The organism is Paraburkholderia rhizosphaerae (assembly GCF_004366595.1).
Taxonomy (GTDB): domain Bacteria; phylum Pseudomonadota; class Gammaproteobacteria; order Burkholderiales; family Burkholderiaceae; genus Paraburkholderia; species Paraburkholderia rhizosphaerae.
On the sequence record NZ_SORE01000007.1, the window covers coordinates 239,491 to 259,085 of the forward strand.

General features: G+C 63.1%; 17 protein-coding genes. 8 read left to right on the plus strand and 9 right to left on the minus strand.

The window, feature by feature from the left end; translation table 11 throughout:
• Positions 1-16: 16 nt before the first annotated feature.
• Positions 17-2,839 (minus strand): ATP-dependent Clp protease ATP-binding subunit, encoded by a 2,823-nt coding sequence (locus tag BX592_RS11810; RefSeq protein WP_134191950.1) that lies wholly within the window; start codon positions 2,837-2,839, stop codon positions 17-19.
• Between the two features lie 297 nt (positions 2,840-3,136).
• On the opposite strand from BX592_RS11810, the gene BX592_RS11815 reads away from it, so the two are divergent.
• Positions 3,137-3,418, plus strand: coding sequence for a hypothetical protein (locus tag BX592_RS11815; protein ID WP_134191951.1), 282 nt, complete (start codon positions 3,137-3,139; stop codon positions 3,416-3,418).
• Positions 3,419-3,519: 101 nt separating this feature from the next.
• On the opposite strand, the gene BX592_RS11820 is transcribed toward BX592_RS11815, so the two are convergent.
• The 7 genes from BX592_RS11820 to BX592_RS34380 form a co-directional block, all read right to left on the minus strand.
• A complete protein-coding gene (locus BX592_RS11820) occupies positions 3,520-4,254 on the minus strand; it encodes an ABC transporter ATP-binding protein (protein ID WP_134191952.1) in 735 nt (244 codons plus the stop codon).
• Between the two features lie 75 nt (positions 4,255-4,329).
• Positions 4,330-6,297 (minus strand): branched-chain amino acid ABC transporter ATP-binding protein/permease, encoded by a 1,968-nt coding sequence (locus BX592_RS11825; RefSeq protein ID WP_208327889.1) that lies wholly within the window; start codon positions 6,295-6,297, stop codon positions 4,330-4,332.
• Positions 6,298-6,305: 8 nt separating this feature from the next.
• On the minus strand, positions 6,306-7,181 hold the full coding sequence (locus BX592_RS11830) for a branched-chain amino acid ABC transporter permease (protein ID WP_134191953.1): 876 nt from the start codon (positions 7,179-7,181) through the stop codon (positions 6,306-6,308).
• Positions 7,182-7,302: 121 nt separating this feature from the next.
• The gene (locus BX592_RS11835; protein ID WP_134191954.1) at positions 7,303-8,523 is read right to left on the minus strand and encodes an ABC transporter substrate-binding protein; all 1,221 of its coding nucleotides are present in this window, start codon (positions 8,521-8,523) and stop codon (positions 7,303-7,305) included.
• 400 nt (positions 8,524-8,923) lie between these two features.
• Positions 8,924-9,184, minus strand: a complete 261-nt coding sequence (grxC, locus tag BX592_RS11840) for a glutaredoxin 3 (RefSeq protein WP_134191955.1) — start codon at positions 9,182-9,184, stop codon at positions 8,924-8,926.
• Positions 9,185-9,278: 94 nt separating this feature from the next.
• Positions 9,279-9,797 carry a carboxymuconolactone decarboxylase family protein gene (locus BX592_RS11845; protein WP_134191956.1) on the minus strand — a complete coding sequence of 173 codons (519 nt, stop codon included), beginning with the start codon at positions 9,795-9,797 and terminating at the stop codon, positions 9,279-9,281.
• Between the two features lie 327 nt (positions 9,798-10,124).
• Entirely contained in the window at positions 10,125-11,243 is a 1,119-nt protein-coding gene (locus BX592_RS34380; protein ID WP_243849479.1) for an AraC family transcriptional regulator, read from the minus strand.
• Positions 11,244-11,411: 168 nt separating this feature from the next.
• Here BX592_RS34380 and BX592_RS11860 point away from each other — a divergent pair, with 168 nt between their 5' ends.
• The 6 genes from BX592_RS11860 to BX592_RS11885 all read left to right on the plus strand — a co-directional run bounded on the left by BX592_RS11860 (position 11,412) and on the right by BX592_RS11885 (position 16,580).
• Entirely contained in the window at positions 11,412-12,809 is a 1,398-nt protein-coding gene (locus BX592_RS11860; protein WP_134191957.1) for a dihydrolipoyl dehydrogenase, read from the plus strand.
• A 159-nt stretch (positions 12,810-12,968) separates the two neighbouring features.
• On the plus strand, positions 12,969-13,301 hold the full coding sequence (locus BX592_RS11865) for an ArsR/SmtB family transcription factor (RefSeq protein WP_134191958.1): 333 nt from the start codon (positions 12,969-12,971) through the stop codon (positions 13,299-13,301).
• Positions 13,298-13,756 (plus strand): ArsI/CadI family heavy metal resistance metalloenzyme, encoded by a 459-nt coding sequence (locus BX592_RS11870; RefSeq protein ID WP_134191959.1) that lies wholly within the window; start codon positions 13,298-13,300, stop codon positions 13,754-13,756. Before BX592_RS11865 ends, BX592_RS11870 begins: the two co-directional genes overlap by 4 nt.
• On the plus strand, positions 13,753-14,274 hold the full coding sequence (locus tag BX592_RS11875; protein ID WP_134191960.1) for an arsenate reductase ArsC: 522 nt from the start codon (positions 13,753-13,755) through the stop codon (positions 14,272-14,274). The genes BX592_RS11870 and BX592_RS11875 overlap by 4 nt, the downstream gene beginning before the upstream one ends.
• Positions 14,261-15,337: an ACR3 family arsenite efflux transporter gene (gene arsB, locus BX592_RS11880; RefSeq protein ID WP_134191961.1), complete on the plus strand. Its 1,077-nt coding sequence runs from the start codon at positions 14,261-14,263 to the stop codon at positions 15,335-15,337. The genes BX592_RS11875 and arsB overlap by 14 nt, the downstream gene beginning before the upstream one ends.
• A gap of 4 nt (positions 15,338-15,341) precedes the next feature.
• Positions 15,342-16,580 (plus strand): MFS transporter, encoded by a 1,239-nt coding sequence (locus BX592_RS11885; RefSeq protein ID WP_134191962.1) that lies wholly within the window; start codon positions 15,342-15,344, stop codon positions 16,578-16,580.
• A gap of 15 nt (positions 16,581-16,595) precedes the next feature.
• Here BX592_RS11885 and BX592_RS11890 read toward each other — a convergent pair whose 3' ends face one another.
• Positions 16,596-17,090: a hypothetical protein gene (locus BX592_RS11890; protein WP_134191963.1), complete on the minus strand. Its 495-nt coding sequence runs from the start codon at positions 17,088-17,090 to the stop codon at positions 16,596-16,598.
• Between the two features lie 358 nt (positions 17,091-17,448).
• Here BX592_RS11890 and BX592_RS11895 point away from each other — a divergent pair, with 358 nt between their 5' ends.
• A complete protein-coding gene (locus BX592_RS11895) occupies positions 17,449-19,371 on the plus strand; it encodes an AI-2E family transporter (protein ID WP_134191964.1) in 1,923 nt (640 codons plus the stop codon).
• Positions 19,372-19,595: the final 224 nt, after the last annotated feature.

Consider the following 19,595-nt stretch of genomic DNA (forward strand, 5'->3'; position numbering starts at 1 on the left):
AATCACCGCACCAGCGCTATGAATTCGCCGCCTCCGGTGGCGACGCATCGTCACGCCGCCCGCCATCGAGCGGCTCGAGCGACAGCTTCAGGCCCGGCGGCTTTTCAGCCACCGCGGGCTGCGCGTCCTTCGCGGACGCCTGTGTCGTCGTGAACTTCACGTGTTGCGCATCCGCGTCGTACGTACACAGAATGTGCGAGCCTTCGCCGATATCGCCCTTCAGCATTTCCTTCGCCAATTCATTCTCGATCAACTGACGGATCTGCCGCCGCAACTCGCGCGCGCCGAACTCCGGCCGATACCCTTCGGTCGCGAGGAAATCGACAATCGAATCGTCGAACTCGAGATCGATATCCTGGCTTCTCGCGAGACGCTTCACCTGTTCGAGCTGCAGCCGCACGACATGCCGCGTCTCGTCGCGCGTCAATGCCTTGAACAGAATGATGTCGTCGATGCGGTTCAGAAACTCCGGCCTGAAATGCTGCCGCAATACGTTCATCACGCCGCTTTGCACGGTCGTCACCGCATCGCTAGTCAGGAAACCCGGGCCCGAGCGCACATGCCCGCCGATCACTTCCGAGCCGAGGTTGCTGGTCGCGATGATCAGCGTGTTGCTGAAGTCGACCACCCGCCCTTTGCCATCGGTCAGCCGACCGTCGTCGAACACCTGCAGCAGCACGTTGTACACGTCCGCGTGCGCCTTTTCGATCTCGTCGAACAGAATCACGCTATACGGACGGCGTCGCACGCGCTCGGTCAGCTGGCCGCCTTCATCGTGACCGATGTAACCCGGCGGCGAACCGATCAGCCGCGACACCGCGTGCCGTTCCATGTATTCGCTCATGTCGATGCGCAGCATCGCTTCTTCGTCGCCGAACACCGCTTCGGCGAGCGCCTTCGCAAGCTCGGTCTTGCCGACGCCCGTCGGGCCGAGGAACAGGAACACCGCGGTCGGCCGGTGACGCGCCTGCAAGCCCGTGCGCGCGCGGCGCACCGCATCGCTGACCGCCTGCACCGCCTGGTCCTGGCCGATCACGCGCTCATGCAAGCGTTCTTCCATATTCAGCAGACGCTCGCGCTCCTCGGTGGTCAGCTGCGCGACCGGAATGCCGGTCAGCTTCGCGACGATCTCGGCGATATTCAGCACCGTCACATGCGATGTGTTCGCGCCGAGACTGGTCTTCCACGCATCGGTCGCGTCGCTCAGCGCGCGCTGCTTGTCCGCAATCTCGCCGTCGAGCGCGTGCGCGCGCTCATACTGCTTGCGCGACGCCGCGTAGTCCTGTTCGCGATGCATTTGCGCGAGTTCGGCTTCGAGCTCGAGAATCGCCGCCGGGCGCGAGGTGGCCGACAGATGCACGCGCGCAGCGGCCTGGTCGATCAGATCGATGGCCTTGTCCGGCAAAAAGCGCCCGCTGATATAGCGATCCGACAGCTCCGCCGCGCCGACGATCGCATCGTCCTGAATCGTCACGCGGTGATGCGCTTCCAGCCGGTCGCGCAGGCCGCGCAGAATATTGATGGTCTGCACGACGCTCGGCTCGGGCACCAGCACCGGCTGGAAACGCCGCTCGAGCGCCGCATCCTTTTCGATGTACTTCTGGTACTCGGACAGCGTCGTCGCGCCAATCAGATTCAGTTCGCCGCGCGCCATCGCCGGCTTGAACACGTTCGCGATATCGAGGCCGCCCTCGCCGCCGCCTTGCCCCGCGCCGACAATCGTATGCACTTCGTCGACGAACAGCACCAGCGAGCCGAGGTTCGCGGTGATCTCGTCGAGCAGTTGCTTCACGCGCTCTTCGAATTCGCCGCGAAACTTCGCACCGGCCACCAGCGAGTTTACGTTCAGTTCGACCAGACGCTTGTCGCGCAGCGATTCGGGCACATCGCCATTCACCATGCGCTGCGCGAGCCCTTCGACGACCGCGGTTTTGCCGACGCCCGGCTCGCCGATCAGCACTGGGTTGTTCTTGCGGCGCCGTGCGAGCACTTCGACCAGCGTTTCGATTTCGCCTGAGCGGCCGATCACCGGGTCGAGCCGGCCATCGCGCGCGAGCGCGGTCAGATCGCGGCTGTACTTATCGAGTTGCGGCGTGTTCGACGGCGCGCTAACCGTTTCACGTTTCATGCTCGGGCTGAGTGCGGCGAGTGTCTGCTGACGCAATGCCTGCGTGTCGAGGCCGTACTTCACGAACAGATTGCTCGCGAAACTGTTGTTCACTTCGGCCAGACCGATCAGCAGATGCTCGGGGCCGACATAGCTGTGGCCGAGTTCGCGCGACGCGAGAAAAGCGCGCTCGAGTGCGCTTTTTAAACAAGGCGTGACGCCGATCTGGTTATCGGATGGCGGCTCGACGTCGGCACGCTTCGGTGCATTCGCGTCGATATACGCGCGCACGTCGGTCGACGATATGCCGAGGCTTTTCAGAATTGAAATGATGACTGCGTTGTCGGCCAGTTCGTAAAGCAGATGCTCGGTATCGACTTCGCGGCGGCCGAACTGCACCGCGCGCTCCGCGGCTCGCTGCAGCATTTCTTTTGCCAGATCGCTGAAATGCCGCTCGATATTGATCACGGCTTCGGCGCCTTCGACGCGCTGCGGCACCGGCCGTGCGTAATTGGCGCCGCCGGCGGCCGTGTTATCGCCCAGTTCGTCGATCTGATCGGGAATGCCGCTGCGAAACAGCGCTTCGAGCGGCGACAGTGTGCGCTGATGCCGGGTAAGCTGCTCGTAGTGGTAGTCGCATACATCGAGAATCCGCCTGCGCCCGCTTTGAAGCACCGCGAGCCGCACGCTCGCAGGCCTGACGCCGCAGATGTCACAGACTTGCCGTGCCATATGAACTCCCTGTGGAAGGATTCGCGTGAGAAAACGCATGCCTGCTGGAGGTACGCACCGGCGGCGGACGTGCCGGCTGTCGTTAAACACGCAATAAGCAGGCGTACCTGGCAGACACGTGGGCGGCAGGAGGCGGCTGGCGTCAAACACCGGCCTTACAGTGGTCCCTGGAGCCCGCGTCCGGCTTTGCCGATGCACATTCGATGCTACATGATCGGTGCACGATGCGCATTGAGGCGTCGTGCAGGCGCAGCAATCCCGGCTTGTGAGCCGATTCTTGAAACGGGAAGGACAGGTATGTTCGTTGTGTACTGGCTGGAAGACCCCGCAGCAGGACCTGAGACGGGACTCGAAGCGTGCAGCGGCAATGCGCCGCGTCGCGCCGCCGCGCGCTTCGAGCGTTTCGGCGACAGCGAGCTTACGCAGGCGCTTGCATTTGCTGAGGACTTACGAAAAAGACAGGCGGCGGGAGAAGATGTCAGCTTTGTGTCGCTATGCAGCGAGAATCCGCATTCGGTCGGACGGGCGGGCGTCGCGGACCCGCCGGCCGATTATGTGTGGACCAAGCGCCGCAGGTAGCCGGCTTGCATGAACGAGCCGCGCTGCCATGCCGGCGGGCATCGACGCAAACGCGGCATTCGAACGTCACATACCAGGCACGGCGGACAACGTTGAAAGTGTCAGTGGCTACTGCCCAGGTAAGCCTCCTTCACCAACGGATCGTTCTTCAATTGCGCGGCGGTGCCGTGCGTTGCGATCCTGCCGTTCTCGAGCACATAGCCGTAATCGGCCACATTCAGCGCGGCGGCCGCGAACTGCTCGACCAGCAGCATCGTCACGCCCTGCTCCTTCAACCGCTCGATGATGCGAAAGACTTCATCGACGAGAATCGGCGCGAGCCCCATCGACGGCTCGTCGAGCAGCACGATATCGGGATTCAGCATCACCGCGCGCGCCATCGCGAGCATCTGCTGCTCGCCGCCGGACAGCGTGCCGGCCAACTGGTTGCGCCGCTCCTTCAAGCGTGGAAACAGCTCGATCGCGCGCTCGAGGTCCGCGGCCACATCGCCGCGCGGCCGCGCCCACGTCAGACGCGCAAATGCGCCGAGCAGCAGATTGTCGTTGACCGACATCGTCGCGAACACGCGCCGTCCTTCCGGCGAATGCGCAAGCCCCAGCCGCGCGATGCGATGCGAGTCGAGCCCGTCGATGCGCTTCGCGGCGCCGTCGATACCCATCGTGATTTCGCCGTCGCTCGGGCGGATCATGCCGGAAATGGCGCGCATCGTGGTCGTCTTGCCGGCCCCGTTCGAGCCGATCAGCGTAACGACCGACGCCTTCGGCACATCGAGCGAGATGCCGTGCAGCACCCTGACCTGGCCGTACCCGGCATGCAGATTCCGGATTGATAACATCCTGTTGTCCTGTGTGTCCGTTGTTACGTGTGGTGCTTTTCGTGCGCGTAGTGCCGTCCGATACGCGCTGCCCTCTCAGGCCGCGATGCCGCCCAGATACGCTTCGATAACCTTCTCGTCCGACTGGATCTCGGCCGGTTTGCCTTCAGCGATCTTCTGCCCGAAATCGAGCACCGACACCGTATCGCAGACGTTCATCACCACATCCATGTGATGTTCGATCAGCACCACCGTGATGCCGTGATCGCGCACCTTGCGGATGATCGTCACCAGTTCCTTGATGTCCGGCGCGGTCAACCCCGCGGCCGGTTCGTCGAGCAGCAGCACCTTCGGATCGAGCGCCAGCGCACGCGCAATTTCAAGCAAACGCTGCTTGCCGTACGGCAGACTGCGCGCTTCCTCGCCGGCCGCGTTCTCGAGGCCGACAAAGCGCAGCATGCCGAATGCGCGCACCCGCGCCGCATGCTCTTCCGCGCGGTAGCGGGCGGACATCAGCCCGACATCCGCGAAATTCGACCTGAACGTGTGATGCAGTCCGACCAGCACATTCTCAAGCGCGGTCATTTCGCCGAATAGCTGCACGTTCTGGAACGTGCGCGCGATGCCGGACAACGCGATGCCCGAGGACGTACGACCGACGATCGATTGCCCTGCGTATTCGATCGCGCCCGCCGTCGGCACATAGATGCCAGTTAGCACATTCATCATCGTGCTCTTGCCGGAGCCGTTCGGTCCGATCAGTCCGTGAATCGTGCCGCGGCGTACTGACAGGTCGACATGGTTCAGCGCCTTCAGCCCGCTGAACTGCATCACGACGTCACGCACGTTAAGGATCGGCGTGTCATGTGCATCGTGGCCTTTGCCGTCACCGCCGTCCCGCACCGACACGATTGCATCCGCAACGATCTCCACCGGCTTGCCGGTATCGACCGTGACCGTGCGCACACGGCCGTGCATCAGGAACTTGCGCACGAAACCGACCACCCCGTCCTGCAGGTAGTACACGACCAGCAGGATCATCAAGCCGAAGATCGTCAGGCGCCAGTCGGTCAGCGTATTGATGCCGTATGAGAATGCCGCGAGCCCAATCGTGCCGGCCACCGGCACCGCCACCTTGCGCGGTGTGACCGTTTTGCGCGACAGCGCGTATCCGGCGCCCAACGCGACCAGTGCGGCCAGCGCGGTTGCGACGATGCGGAACGAGTCGATATCGTCTAGCAGCTTCGGCAGCATCACGATGATCGTCGAGCCGATCAGCGCACCCAGGCGCGTCTTGCGGCCGCCCATGATGATCGCGAGCAGGAACAGAATGGTCAGCTCGAAGTTGTACGTGTTCGGTGAAATGTACTGCTCCGAGTACGAATACAGGCAACCGGCGAGTCCCGCGAACCCGGCGCTGATCACGAACGCATAGACCTTGTAGCGATACACGGATACGCCCATGCAGTCCGACGCGACCGGGCTATCGCGCAGCGCTTCGAACGCGCGGCCCAGATGCGACTTCAGCACGCGATGCACGACCACCAGCGACACGACGAGCAGCGCGGCGACCAGCCAGTAATACTGGGTTTCGTTCATCGGCGCGCCGCCGCCGAACGACGGCTTCGGAATCTTGATGCCAAGCGGGCCGCTCGTCAGAAAGTCCATCTCGTTGATCAGGATCTGGATGATCGTGCCGAATGCCAGTGTCACCATCGCCAGATACGGGCCTGACACACGCAATGCCGGCAGCGCGAGCACCGCGCCGAACGCGGCGGTCACGACAATCGACAGCGGCGCGGTCAGATAGAACGGCATGCCGAGCTTCATGAACAGCACGCCGGCCGTGTACGCGCCGACGCCGAACAGCCCCGCATGGCCGAGCGACACCTGCCCGGTATAGCCGACCACGATGTCGAGACCGAACAGCAGGATCGCGTAGATCATGATGGTCTCGACCAGGTGGATGTAGTAAGGATTGCCCGACAGCACCGGGAATACCGCGAGCGCAACTAATCCAACCACGATAGCGATGGCGTTTTTCGACACTTTTTTCTTGTCCACGGCGGACCTCAAACCTTTTTGATCGCGGTTTTGCCGAACAGGCCCGCGGGTTTCATCGCGAGGACGATCAGTAGCAGCACGAGACCCGGCACGTCCTTGTAGCCGGTCGACAGATAAAAGCCGGTCGTGGTTTCGGCAATGCCGAGAATCACGCCGCCGACGATAATGCCCATCCCGCTCGACAGCCCGCCGATAATCGCAACCGCGAACGCCTTGAGGCCGAGCACCGCGCCCATCGTCGCGCCGGTTAGCGTAAGCGGCGCGATCAGCACGCCGGCAACGGCTGCTGTCAGCGACGACAGCGCATACGAAAACGTGATCACGAGACCGGTGTTGATGCCCATCAGCGACGCTGCGTCGCGATCGTTCGACGTGGCGACCACCGCTTTACCGAAGATCGTCTTGCGGTTGAAGAACTCGACCGCAAGCATCATCACGAACGCGCCGGCCACCACCAGCAATTCCATCGGCAGTACGTTCGCGCCCAATAGCTTGATCGGCGACTCCGGCAGCGGCGACGGAAAGCGCAGGTCGTCGCGGCCCCATACGTTTTCCGCAACGTTCTTGAAGATGATGCCGAGCGCGATGGTCGACATGATCCAGCCGAATTCCGATTTGATCCTGATCGCGGGCCGCACGCCGATCCGTTCGACAAATGCGCCCTGCGCAAGTCCGAACAGGCAAACGATCGGGATCATCACCCAGTAGTTGACGCCGAGCGTCACCAGCGTGAGACCGACCAGCGCGCCGAGCATCAGCGCGTCGCCCTGGCCGAAGTTCAGCGTGCCGGAGGTGGCGAAGGTCAGTTGATAGCCGAAGGCGATCACCGCGTAAATCATGCCGAGCGCGATGCCGCTATAAATAAGCTGAAGCAGGATGGTCATAGTCGATCCACTGCGAATTACCCGAGCAACAAACGACTGCGAAAAACGATGGCGGGCTGCACAACACAAAACCGCGCCCGCTTGCTGGCGGGCGCGGCTCGTCGATCAGGCAGCGCGTGTGTTAGTTCGACGCGGTCGTCGCCTGTTTTGCGCGCAGCTGTCCGCCGCCCTGTTTGTCCGCGTCGTATGCAAACACCACGCGGCCACCCTTCACTTCGCCGATCACCGGCACGTTCGGGCTGATCGCTTCGTGATCGTCATGCGTGAACGGCTTGTCGTACACCATCACGACGCCTTCGACCTTCGTGTTCAGGCCTTCGAGCGCGGCACGCACCTTCGTGCCGTCCGTGGTGCCGGCCTGCTTGATCGCCGCAGCGAGCAGGTAGATCGAGTCATAGCCCTGCGCAGCCGACACCGGCGAGTCGATGCGATTGTTCTTCGGCTTGAACTCCTTCAGGTAGGCATCGATAAACGCCTTGCGCTTCGCGGTGTTCGGCTCCTGAATGAAGGTCTGCGGCATGCGCGCGCCCTCGCCGTTCGCGCCGGCGTTGTCGATATAGTTCGCCATCGAAAGCGTCCAGCTGCCGATCAGCGGTACTTTCCAGCCGAGCTTGGCCATGCCGTTCGCGATCTGCGCGAGTTCGGGGCCGATGCCGTACGTGAGCACCGCTTCCGCGCCGGCTTCCTTCGCCTTCAGCAGCTGCGCGGTCATGTCGACGTCCTTGATGTTGAACTTCTCGACCGCGACCGGCTTGATGCCCTTCGACGCAAGCGCCTTCTCGAGATCTTCACGGCCGAGCTGGCCGTAGTTGGTCGAATCCGCCAGAATCGCGACCTTCTTGTAGCCGCGCTTCGTGACCGCTTCGTCGACGATCATCGGCGCCTGGATACGGTCGGCGGCGGAGTTGCGGAATACGTAGTTATCCGGTTGATCGGTGAACTGTTTGGTCACGACGCTGCCGGTCGCGACGTTATTGAAGACGGGGATCTTCGCTTCCTGGAAGAAGCGCTGCGATGCGAGCGCGACGCCGGTGTTGATGTAGCCGACCACCGCGACCACTTTTTCCTTGTTGATCAGCTCCTGTGCGATCTGCACGCCGCGCTCGTTCTTCGCTTCGTCGTCGCGCTCGACCAGCACGATCTGACGGCCGAGCACGCCGCCGGCCTGGTTGATCTCCGCCGCCGCGAGCCGCACGCCGTCGCGCATGCTCACGCCCATCGATGACGAGCCGCCGGTGAACGGGCCGTCGACGCCGATCTTGATCGGGTCGGCGGCATAACCGGCGGTGCTGAATACTGCAAGCGCGAGCGCGCCCGCAACGCTTGTCAAGCGAAGTCTCATCGTCGTCTCCGTAGCTTTATGCTGTGTTCTGGTGCAACGTCAGTCGGACGACTGCCGTCGCAATTGGCTGGAAGCCCGGCGTGCAGCGGGGTACCCCGTGTGGTTGACCGTCGCGTTATGCAAGCTTCATTCCGGTATGCAGTATAAAAATCGTAAGCTGTTCGTCACTATGCGGAGTTACCCGTAAGATGCGCGTTAGATACACCGATCGTTGCTCGCGCAACATTTTTGTGCGACGGGTCTGTTGTGCGACGGCGGAAATCCGACGGAGCCGAATGCGGCTCGAAGCGAACTCACGCGGCACCCGCCGCGCGAACAAAAACGCCGGCGCCGTGCATGTGACACGGCACCGGCGCGCTATGCAAATGAGGCCGGTATGACGCCGGCCGCGCTACGACCTTCAGACCGTCGCGGCAAGCAGCACGTCCAGACCGCCTCGCGAGTCGAGCGCGTGCAAATCGTCAAATCCACCGACATGCTTGTCTCCGACAAAAATTTGCGGCACGGTCCGGCGTCCGCTGCGTTCGATCATCTCCAGCACCTTCGCGCTATCGCCTTCGACGTTGATCTCGCTGAACACCGCGCCCTTGTGACTCAGCAGCGCTTTGGCAGCGAGACAATACGGACAGGTCGGTTTCGTGTAGACAGTGATGGCAGGCATCGTCTTCTCCTTCAATTCGGGTTTCGCATCACGCGCGCGGTGCGCGAATACGCACCGCCTCACGGCTTGCATCGGGTTACGAACGAAACTGCATTCAGGCTGCGACTGCCGGGAAGTCCACTTCCGGTTGCGCAAGGTTGTTCAGGAAATTCGTGAAAGTCAGTTGCGCCGCGACCGCGACGATCTCGACGATCTTGCTGTCCGTGATCCCTGCTTCGCGTGCCGCCGCGATATCCGCATCGCTCAGACGTCCGCGTTCGCTTGCCACCTTGCGCGCGAACACCGCGATTGCATTGCCTTCGCCATTACGCGCGGCACGAATCGCGTCGGCCGACAGGCCCGCCTTGCTGGCGAACAGCGAGTGCGCGGCGAGACAGTATTCACAGCTGCTGACTTGCGACACCGCAAGCGCGACTGTCTCGCGTTCGGCAGCGCTCAGTTCGCCCTTCGACAGTTGCTGTTGCGCTTGCAGATACGCGCCGAGCGCCGCCGGCGAGTTCGCGAGGATCTTGAACGTGTTCGGCAAGAAACCCATCGCTTTTTCGACCGCGTGCAACGACGTTTGCGCAGACGCGGGGGCTTGACCGATCGACAGGGATTGAAGGCGTGCCATGGTGTCTCTCCTTGAAACAATGAAATGTTGAAAATGCAACCAGTCGGGTTTGTTCTGTACGGCTTCCGTCATCTGACGGCGTGAGTGAACTTTAAGTGTTGACTCGCCGTCCGTTAATGGCCGCGCGAATCAACTAACTGCTCAATCGGCTCAACGGGCCGACTGCGAGTCAACGCAGCGTGCACAGGGAGGCAGCGGTCGCCGAATGAACGACGCACGCGAGGAAGGAACGGGAATTGCCGCGGTAGCAGCGGAGAAAAAAGCGGTTGGAACAGGCGAGGCACAAAGCGCGGATCGTTGTGCGGCTGCGCGGCTGTGCCGCGCCGGTTACTTCGCGTGAGCGTTACCGCCGGTTGCACGCCAACGCGCGGGCGTCACGCCGATATGCCGTTTGAAAACGCGCTGGAACGCGGCCTCGGACTGATAGCCGACCGACGCGCCAATCTCGGCAACCGACTCCAACGTTTCCAGCAGCGCGCGGCCCGCGATCGTCAAACGCACTTCGGTCAGCATGTCGGTGGCGGAACGGCCGATCGCGTCCTGGAACTGCCGCACGAAAGTCGCGCGGGACATGTGGCATAACGAAGCGAACTGATCGAGCGTCCACGGTTTACCGGGCTCTTCGAACATTGCAGATAGCGCCGGCTGCAGGCGCGGCTGCCCGGCGAGCGCGAGCAGGCCGCGCGGCGCGTCCGCGCCTTCGCTCGCAAAGCGCAGCGTCAGTGCGAAAAGCGCAGCGGACAGATAGTTGATCAAACACTCGCTGCCGGGGCTTTCGTCGAATGCCTCTTCACGCATCAGCGCAACGATGCGCGCGAGCCGCGAACCGGCCACGGTCGGCTGCTGCGTGCTTGAGCGAGCGTCGCCGTTCGCATTGGCGGCGTCCGGATGGTCGGCGTGGTCGGCATGGCCCGCGCGGCCGCCGGTATCGTTCGCGACATCCGCGATGCGAGTCGCGCCGGCAGCTTCGTCGCGCGCCGCGTCGAGCGCCGCGCTAGCGCCGTTGCCCAGGGACGCGCGATCCGTGACCCGCCCGGTGCTGACCACCAGCCGCGCCGGCAAATGATCGCGCAACAGCCGGTCCGGCATCGCGCCGACCAGAAAGCGTCCGCATAACAGATCCGCAGCCGGCCCCGAGCCGCCGTTTTCGACCACCGTCAGCGTGATATTGCGGCGCTTGACCGCAGGACCGGGCGCCACCCCGCTGCCGTCGTGAATGCGGTGCGCGGCACCGGTCGGAAACAGGATCACATCGCCGGCCGTCAGCCTGCGTGGCGGGCCGTTACCGTCCTCGAGCACCGCCTCGCCCGCCAGCAGCACGTGATACGGAATCTCGTGGACGCCCGCAGCGCCGACTTCGACCACCCATGGCGAACCGAAATGGCAGCGCTCGTCGATGCGCCCGTTCACCGGTGTCAGCGATAGAAAACGGCTTAGGAGATCCATCTGAGTCGATTGAGCAATTTGTTGATCCGGTTGCGAATTCGCATGCTGCGCTGACCGACGTACATTGATCCCATCCAATGCAGCCCGATTTTACTGGACGACGGCGCAGCGCAGGGTCAACGGCTTGCCGGCCATGCGCGCGATGCATTCAACGAATTGGAGCAATAGATGAAGACGATCAACATCGATGTCGCGGTGATCGGCGCAGGTAGCGCCGGTCTGCCGGCGTACCGCGCGGCGAAGGCGGCGGGCGCGTCGGCGCTGCTGATCGAAGGCGGTCCTTACGGCACGACCTGTGCGCGCGTCGGCTGTATGCCGTCGAAGCTGCTGATCGCAGCGGCCGAGGCCGCGCATGCGGCAGCGAGCACTGCGCCGTTCGGCGTGCATGTCGACGGCGCAATTCGTGTGGACGGCCGCGAAGTGATGGCGCGCGTGAAAAGCGAGCGGGACCGCTTTGTCGGCTTCGTGGTCGACAGCGTCGAAGGTATACCGGCCGCTGACCGGATCGTCGGCTATGCAAGGTTTATCGACAACAACCTGCTGCAGATCGACGACCACACCCGCGTGCAGGCACGCAGCTTCGTGATCGCAACCGGTTCATCGCCGTATGTGCCGGCGATGTATCGCGCACTCGGCGATCGTGCGATCGTCAATGACGACGTATTCAGCTGGGACGATCTGCCGCGTAAGGTCGCGGTGGTCGGCGCGGGCGTGATCGGGCTTGAACTCGGCCAGGCGCTGGCGCGACTGGGCGTGGACGTGACGGTGCTCGGCGCGCGCGGCCGCGTCGGTCCGTTGACCGATCCGGCAATTCGCGACTACGCGCAGAAGGTAGTCAGCGATGCGTTGCATTTCGAACCGCGCGCCGAAGTCGAAGCAGCGACGCGCGACGGCGACACCGTGCGTCTGCGCTATCGCGCGAGCGACGGCGCGCTGGTCGACGGTTCATACGACTATGTGCTCGTCACCGCGGGACGCCGGCCGAATATCGACAAACTCGCGCTCGGCAACACGACGCTCGAACTCGATCAAACCGGGATGCCAGTCTACGACCCGTTGACGCTGCAAGCGGGCAACCATCCGGTGTTTATCGCAGGCGATGCGAACGGCGTGCTGCCGCTGCTGCACGAAGCTGCCGACGAAGGCCGCGCGGCCGGCAACAACGCCGCGCGCTACCCGAACGTTGCGCCGCTCGTGCGCCGCGCGCCCATCTCAGTGCTGTTTTCGGACCCGGGCATCGCGATGGTTGGCGCGCGGCATGTGGACCTCGCGGCGGGCAGCTTCGTCGCCGGCGAGGTGAGCTTCGAAGATCAGGGCCGCAGCCGCGTAATGCTGCGCAACCGCGGACTGATGCACGTGTACGTCGACAAGGCAACGCGGCGCTTCGTCGGCGCCGAATGGATCGGGCCGGACGCCGAGCACATCGCGCATCTGCTCGCGTGGGCGCTGCAAATGAACCTGACCGTCGATGCGATGCTTGACATGCCGTTCTACCATCCGGTCGTCGAAGAAGGATTGCGGACCGCGTTGAGGGATGCGGTGGCACGACTGAAGGCCGCACAGTGAGCGTCAGCCGATCGACCGGACGCTAACGCTTCGCGCCCGAAAATCGGGGCCAAACGCATCGCGCTGCGCGGGAAGGATTCGCGCAGCGCGATGCGTCGACACGTGCACGCCATTTCGATAATTCTTGAAATATCGAAATGGATCGCGTATCCTGCTCGCATGGATACGAACCTCGTCGTACGCGCATTGGGCGCCCTTGCTCATGAATCGCGGCTCGCCATTTTCCGCGCGCTGGTTGTCGCCGGTCCGGACGGTATGCCCGCCGGCGAAATCGCGCAGCAGCTCGGGCTCGCCCCTTCAAGCCTGTCGTTTCATCTGAAGGACCTGTCCCATGCGGACCTGGTCACGCCACGACAGGAAGGCCGCTTTGTCATCTACACAGCCAATTTCGACGCGATGACCGGCCTGATCGCTTTTCTCACGGAAAACTGCTGTGCCGGCGAGAACTGCGCGGCAGGCGACCTTCCTTCCTGTTGCGGAGACACACCATGAAGCGCATGCACCTTCACGTATCGGTCGAAAATCTGGCCGATAGCATCCGGTTTTACAGCGCGATGTTCGGCAATGTCGAGCCCACGGTTATCAGGAGCGACTACTGCAAGTGGGAACTGACCGACCCGGCCGTCAACTTCGCAATCTCGCAGCGCGGCGGCGCGAAGCTGGGCATCGATCATGTCGGCATTCAGGTCGAGACCGAAGCGGAACTCGCGGAAATGAACGCGCGCTTTGCCGACGCACAGTTGCCGGTGCAAACGCAGACCGGCACGACATGCTGCTACGCGAAGTCCGACAAGGCCTGGACCGTCGACCCGCAAGGCGTCGCGTGGGAAACATTCCGCACGCTCGAAGCCGCGCCGATGTATGGGCAGTCGCTCGAGCCGTCGCCAACGTCGGCCGCATGCTGCACGCCGGTCGAGACCACCGTGAGTTTCCGGGGCCGCACATGAACGACAACACGTGGTCGGTCCTGATTCTTTGCACCGGCAACAGCGCGCGCAGCATCATGGCCGAAGCGCTGTTCAATGTGCTCGGCCAAGGCCGCTTCCGCGCATACAGCGCGGGCAGCCATCCTACGGGGACCATCAATCCGTTTGCGCTCGAGCGTTGCGAAGCGCTCGGCTACGGCACATCGCATTTGCGCAGCAAGAGCTGGGACGAATTCGCGGCGCCCGGTGCGCCATCGATGGATTTCGTGATCACCGTCTGCGATCAGGCCGCCGGCGAAGTCTGCCCGATCTGGCCGGGCCGGCCGATCACCGCGCATTGGGGCTTCGAGGACCCCGCTGCATTCGCAGGCACTGACGACGAAAAACGCAAAGTGTTCGACAAGGTGTTCCGGCAAATCATGAACCGCGTCAGCCAGTTCGCGAACTTGCCGCTGCACGTGCTCGACCACAACACGATTCAGCACGAAATGCGCGCGATCGGTGCACGGGCCCCGGAGGAATCGAATGAGCGGGGCTAACGCCACAACGCGTGTCGCGCGGCCGGCGATCGGCTTTTTCGAGCGCTATCTGACCGCCTGGGTCGTATTGTGCATCGTGATCGGCATCGGCGTCGGGCAGGCGCTTCCGCAGTTCTTCCAGGCAATCGGCCGGATGGAGTTCGCGCACGTGAACCTGCCGGTTGGCGTGTTGATCTGGGTGATGATCGTGCCGATGCTGATCAAGATCGACTTTTCGGCGATGGCGCAGGTCAGAAACCAATGGCGCGGCATCGGCGTCACGCTGTTCGTCAACTGGCTGGTCAAGCCATTTTCAATGGCGATGCTCGGCTGGATCTTCATCCGCCACGTGTTCGCTCGGTGGCTTCCGGCCGATCAGCTCGACAGCTATGTCGCCGGTCTGATTCTGCTGGCTGCAGCGCCTTGCACGGCGATGGTGTTCGTGTGGTCGCAACTCTGCAACGGCGACCCCTATTTCACGCTGTCGCAAGTCGCGCTGAACGACTCGATCATGGTCGTTGCGTTTGCGCCGTTGGTCGCGCTGCTGCTTGGCCTGTCGGCCATTACGGTGCCGTGGGACACGCTGATCCTGTCGGTCGTGCTGTACATTGTCGTGCCGGTCGCGATCGCGCAAGTCGCGAGGTGGCGCTTGCTGCGGCACGGCGATGCGCATTTCCGGCGAGTCGTCGCGCGCGCGGCGCCCTATTCGATCTGCGCACTGCTCGCGACACTCGTACTGCTGTTTGCGTTTCAGGGCCAGGCAATTGTCAGGGAGCCGCTTGTGATCGCGATGCTGGCCGTCCCGATCCTCGTCCAGGTGTTGGTCAATTCGGGGCTGGCGTATGGTCTTAACCGAAAACTCGGCGTCGCGCATTGCGTCGCCGGCCCGTCGAGCCTGATCGGCGCAAGCAACTTTTTCGAACTGGCCGTCGCCACCGCGATCAGTCTGTTCGGTTTTCATTCGGGCGCGGCACTCGCCACGGTCGTCGGCGTACTGATCGAAGTGCCTGTCATGTTATTGGTCGTCGGTATCGTAAATCGTTCGCAACGATGGTACGAAACCAGCCGAACGCCGCGCATATGAAGCGATGACAAAAGAACCAGCTAGCAGCAACACTGCGCTGTGGGCACTCGCGGCCGCGCAACTCGTCGCATGGGGTGCCATCTATTACGCGTTTTCGTTGTTCGTCGTGCCGATGGAAAGCTCGATGGGATGGAGCCGCACCGCGACAAACGCGGCGCTGTCAGTCGGTCTGCTTGTATCGGGGCTGGCCGCCTGGCCGGTCGGCGTCTGGATCGATCACGGTCACGGCCGGCAGGTGATGGTCTGCGGTTCCTTGCTCGCGACGGCGATGCTCGCGCTCTGGTCGCAGGCGCACAGCCTCGTCACGCTGTTTATCGTGTGGATCGGACTCGGCATCGCGATGGCGGCGACCCTGTACGATCCGTTATTCGCGATCATCACGCGCCGCTTCCCCGACAGCTTCCGCAAGAAAATTACGCTGATCACACTGGCCGGCGGCTTCGCGAGCACCGTGTTTATTCCGCTAACGCAGAGCCTCGTGCACGCGTTCGGCTGGCGCGACGCTTTGCTCGCGCTCGCGGCGATCAATCTTGTGGTCTGCCTGCCGTTCAATGCGTTCGCGCTCGGACGCGATGGACCCCGCACCGGCCATGCCGGCCATCCAGCCGCAAACCGGCGAATCCACGCGGCCGCCACGCAACGGGCATTGCGCACGCCGACCTTCTGGGCGCTGGCCGTTTGCTTTACCGCCTACTATTCGACCTTCGCGGCGCTGACGTTTCATCTCGTGCCGCTGATGACGGAACGCAACGTGTCGACGACCGTGGTCGTCGCGACCATGGCGGTGATCGGCCCCGCCCAGGTGCTTGCCCGCGTGCTGTGGTTCACGATCGGTCGCAACGTGCGGCCATCGACGATGGGCATCGTGATTACGACCGCGTTTCCGGCCTCGGTTGTGATTCTGATGCTCGCGGGCCAATCGTCCGCGCTGCTGATGCTGTTCGCGACCGTATACGGCGGCGCCAACGGCATGATGACCATCCTGCGCGGGACCATCGTGCAGGACGTGATGTGGACCGAAGGATACGGTGCGGTAAGTGGCCTGCTTTCGATGCCTTCGAATATCGCGAAAGGCATCGCGCCAATTTCGGCCGCCGCGATCTGGTCGATCGGGCACAACTATGTTCCGGTCGAATGGACCGTATTGCTCGTGTCGCTTGTGTCCGCTGCGGCGTTCGTTGTCGCGGTACGGTTCACAGGGGGGCGCGAGCATCAGTCCAGCGAAGCGGTAACAACACGCTGACACATCGCCATGCGCCTACGCCTGATCGTTGATTAGCGCTCCAGAGGTTTGCCCCTGCGCGGCCAGCAATCCGGCGAGTTCCGCGGTCGCGGCTCCGATTGCGCCTTGTATTGTGGTCGCCTCACCCTGCAGTGAGTTGATAGCAGGGTTAGGCATGCCACCGGGCCCGGTCTGGTGCGAGAGCGCCTTGATTTGCGACTCCACCGCTTTTAATTCCGCCTGCAGGCGCGCGATCAATTGCTGAAGCTCCTGGACCGCCGGGTTCGTCGATCCGGAACCGCCCGCTGCGTTGCTGCCGCCGCCCGCCTTCGTGTTGCTGGAACCGGATGCCGACGAAGTAGACGAAGTCGATGACGTACCCGACGTCGCCGTCTGCGAGCCGGATGACTCGTTCGCGGACGTGCTGCCCTTGCCGCTGCCTGCATCCTGATTCGCGGACGTTCCCTGCGCCGCATTCGAACTCGCGCTATTCGCCGGATGGTTCGTTGTTACGTCAGCAATGCCTCGCACGATCATCGTCGATCACCTGTAAGAATGAAGATGCCGGCATATCGGCAGGTCGCGAGGCATTCTTTAGCAGCTGCTTACTCGCGCGAGCAATCCGTCCGACAAAAACCGGTCGTGCGCACAAGCGAGACATCATGCGTAAATTTGCAGTGGCCGCTTCGCTTTGATGCATCGCGAATCGGCTTTCGATGCGTGCTGTCGCAGCCGGCGTAGACTGAGCACAGGCGCTCGAATGGCGCGTGCGCTCGTTACGTTCAATACGTGCCAGGCGCATGTCTTGCTTGATCGTCGGGGCCGCTCCAGACGAAGCGGCCTGGCGAACGATGCCAAGCGAAGCCGCCTGCGCCACACCTAAACGATCATGAAACTGCCGCTGACGCCGCAACGACCGTCGAACCGCGTATACCCGCCGGGCGTGCCCGGCCTGCTCGGCCTCACATCGACGATTACCGCGGTCGTCGTGGTGTGCGGTCTCTACTTCGGCCGCGAAGTGCTGATGCCGATTACGCTCGCGGTGCTGCTGAGCTTCCTGCTCGCTCCGCTCGTCAGCGTATTGAGGCGGCTGCGCTTCGGACAACTACCGTCGATTTTCGTCGCGGTGCTGGTCGCGTTGATCACGCTGATGGGCATCGGCACGCTGATCGCCGCGCAGATCGCGCAACTGGCCAACGCGCTGCCGCAATACCAGGAAGCGATCGAGTTGAAGATTGAGACGGTGCAGGAAAAAACCGTCGGTCGCGCCGATGCATTGCTTGCGCGCGCCGCCGGCGCGCTCGCGCGCGTCACGCCCGAGCGTCCGCCGAATCCGCCGCATGAGGCCGGCCGCACGACAAAGCCGTCAGCCAATACACCCTTGCCGGTCGAAGTGCACGAACCGATGCCTTCACCGCTGCAACTTGCGCAGCGGGTGTTTTCGCCGGTGGTCGGTCCGATCGAGACGATGCTGATCGTGCTGGTCGTGACGATCTTCATCCTGCTGCAACGCGAGGACTTGCGCGACCGGCTGATTCGCCTGTTCGGCTCGCGCGACCTGCACCGCACGACCACCGCGATCAACGATGCGGCCAACCGTCTGTCGCGTTACTTCGTCGCGCAACTGGGCGTCAACGTCGGCGCGGGATCGCTGATTGCGATCGGCCTCGCGATTATCGGCGTACCCGGCGCGCTGATGTTTGGCGTATTGACCGCGTTGCTGCGATTCGTGCCCTACATCGGCACGTGGATCGCCGCGCTGCTCGCGGTGATTCTCGCGGCGGCCATCCAGCCGCAGTGGTCGATGGCCGTGGCGACGATCATTCTGTTTGTCGTCGTCGATGTCGTCGCGGGGCAAGTGGTCGAGCCGCTGCTGTACGGACATAGCTCGGGGCTGTCGCCGCTCGCGGTGGTGGTCGCCGCGATCTTCTGGAGCTGGCTGTGGGGACCGGTGGGCCTCGTGCTATCGACACCGTTGACGCTATGTCTGGTCACGCTCGGCCGCTATGCGGAGCGCCTTAAATTCCTGACGGTACTGCTAGGCGATCAACCCGCTCTGACGCCGGCGCAGAACCTCTACCAGCGCCTGCTCGCCGACGATCCGCTCGAAGCGGTTGCACAGGCTGACCGTTTGCTCAAGGAAATGCCGCTCGTCCAGTACTACGACGACGTTGCGCGCGAAGGTCTGCGCCTCGCGCGCAACGATGCGCTGCGCGGCGTGTTCGCGCCCGATCAGCTTGCGCGGATGAACGAAACCCTGCTCGATATCGTCGAGAACCTCGAGCAAACGCCAGAGGTTCCGCCAGCTTCGCAGCCATCGCTGCAACCGCCGCAGCCCGGAGGCGAGGCGCCGGCGGTGCACGAAGTGGTGGCACAACAGGACGCGCCGTTGCTGCCCGGCATGCGTGTCGTATGCATTGCGGGACGCGGCGCGTTCGACGATGTCGCCAGCGCAATCGCCGCGCAATTGCTCAGCCGCCGCGGCCTGCCCGTGTCCGCCGCTCAATACGCGCAGCTCCGAAAAGGCAGCATCGATTCAGCCGGCATCGAAAACGCGCCGATTCTCTGCATCGTGACGCTTGACGCATCCGAGGCGTCACCGTATCTGCGCAATCTGGTGCGGCGCATTCGCGAGCGCGCGCCCGGCGCATCGCTGGTGGTGGGTATCGGCGGGTTGTCCGAGCGCGAAGGTGAAGGCACCCCAACCGGCACCGTGAATGTGAACAGCTTCGCGGATCTCGTCGAGCATTGCATGCACGCGGCGACAAACGCGGCGCCGTTGCCGCCCCGGCTTGCCGAACAGACAGGTTGAAAATGGCGTTCCGTCAAAGCCGCATTCACGGAAAGCAATTTGAATATTTCCTCGCCTGGCGGCACTACATTTTTTTAAATCTGGATGGGTTTTTCAAACCCGTTTTAATCATTCTTTTTTGCTGCGGCATCAGCCGCAGCATCGGCGGATTCACCGGACGCCGACGCATGGTTCGTTGTTAAGCCAGTGATTCGCAGCGCCCGAATAAAACGCGGGTCGTTTCG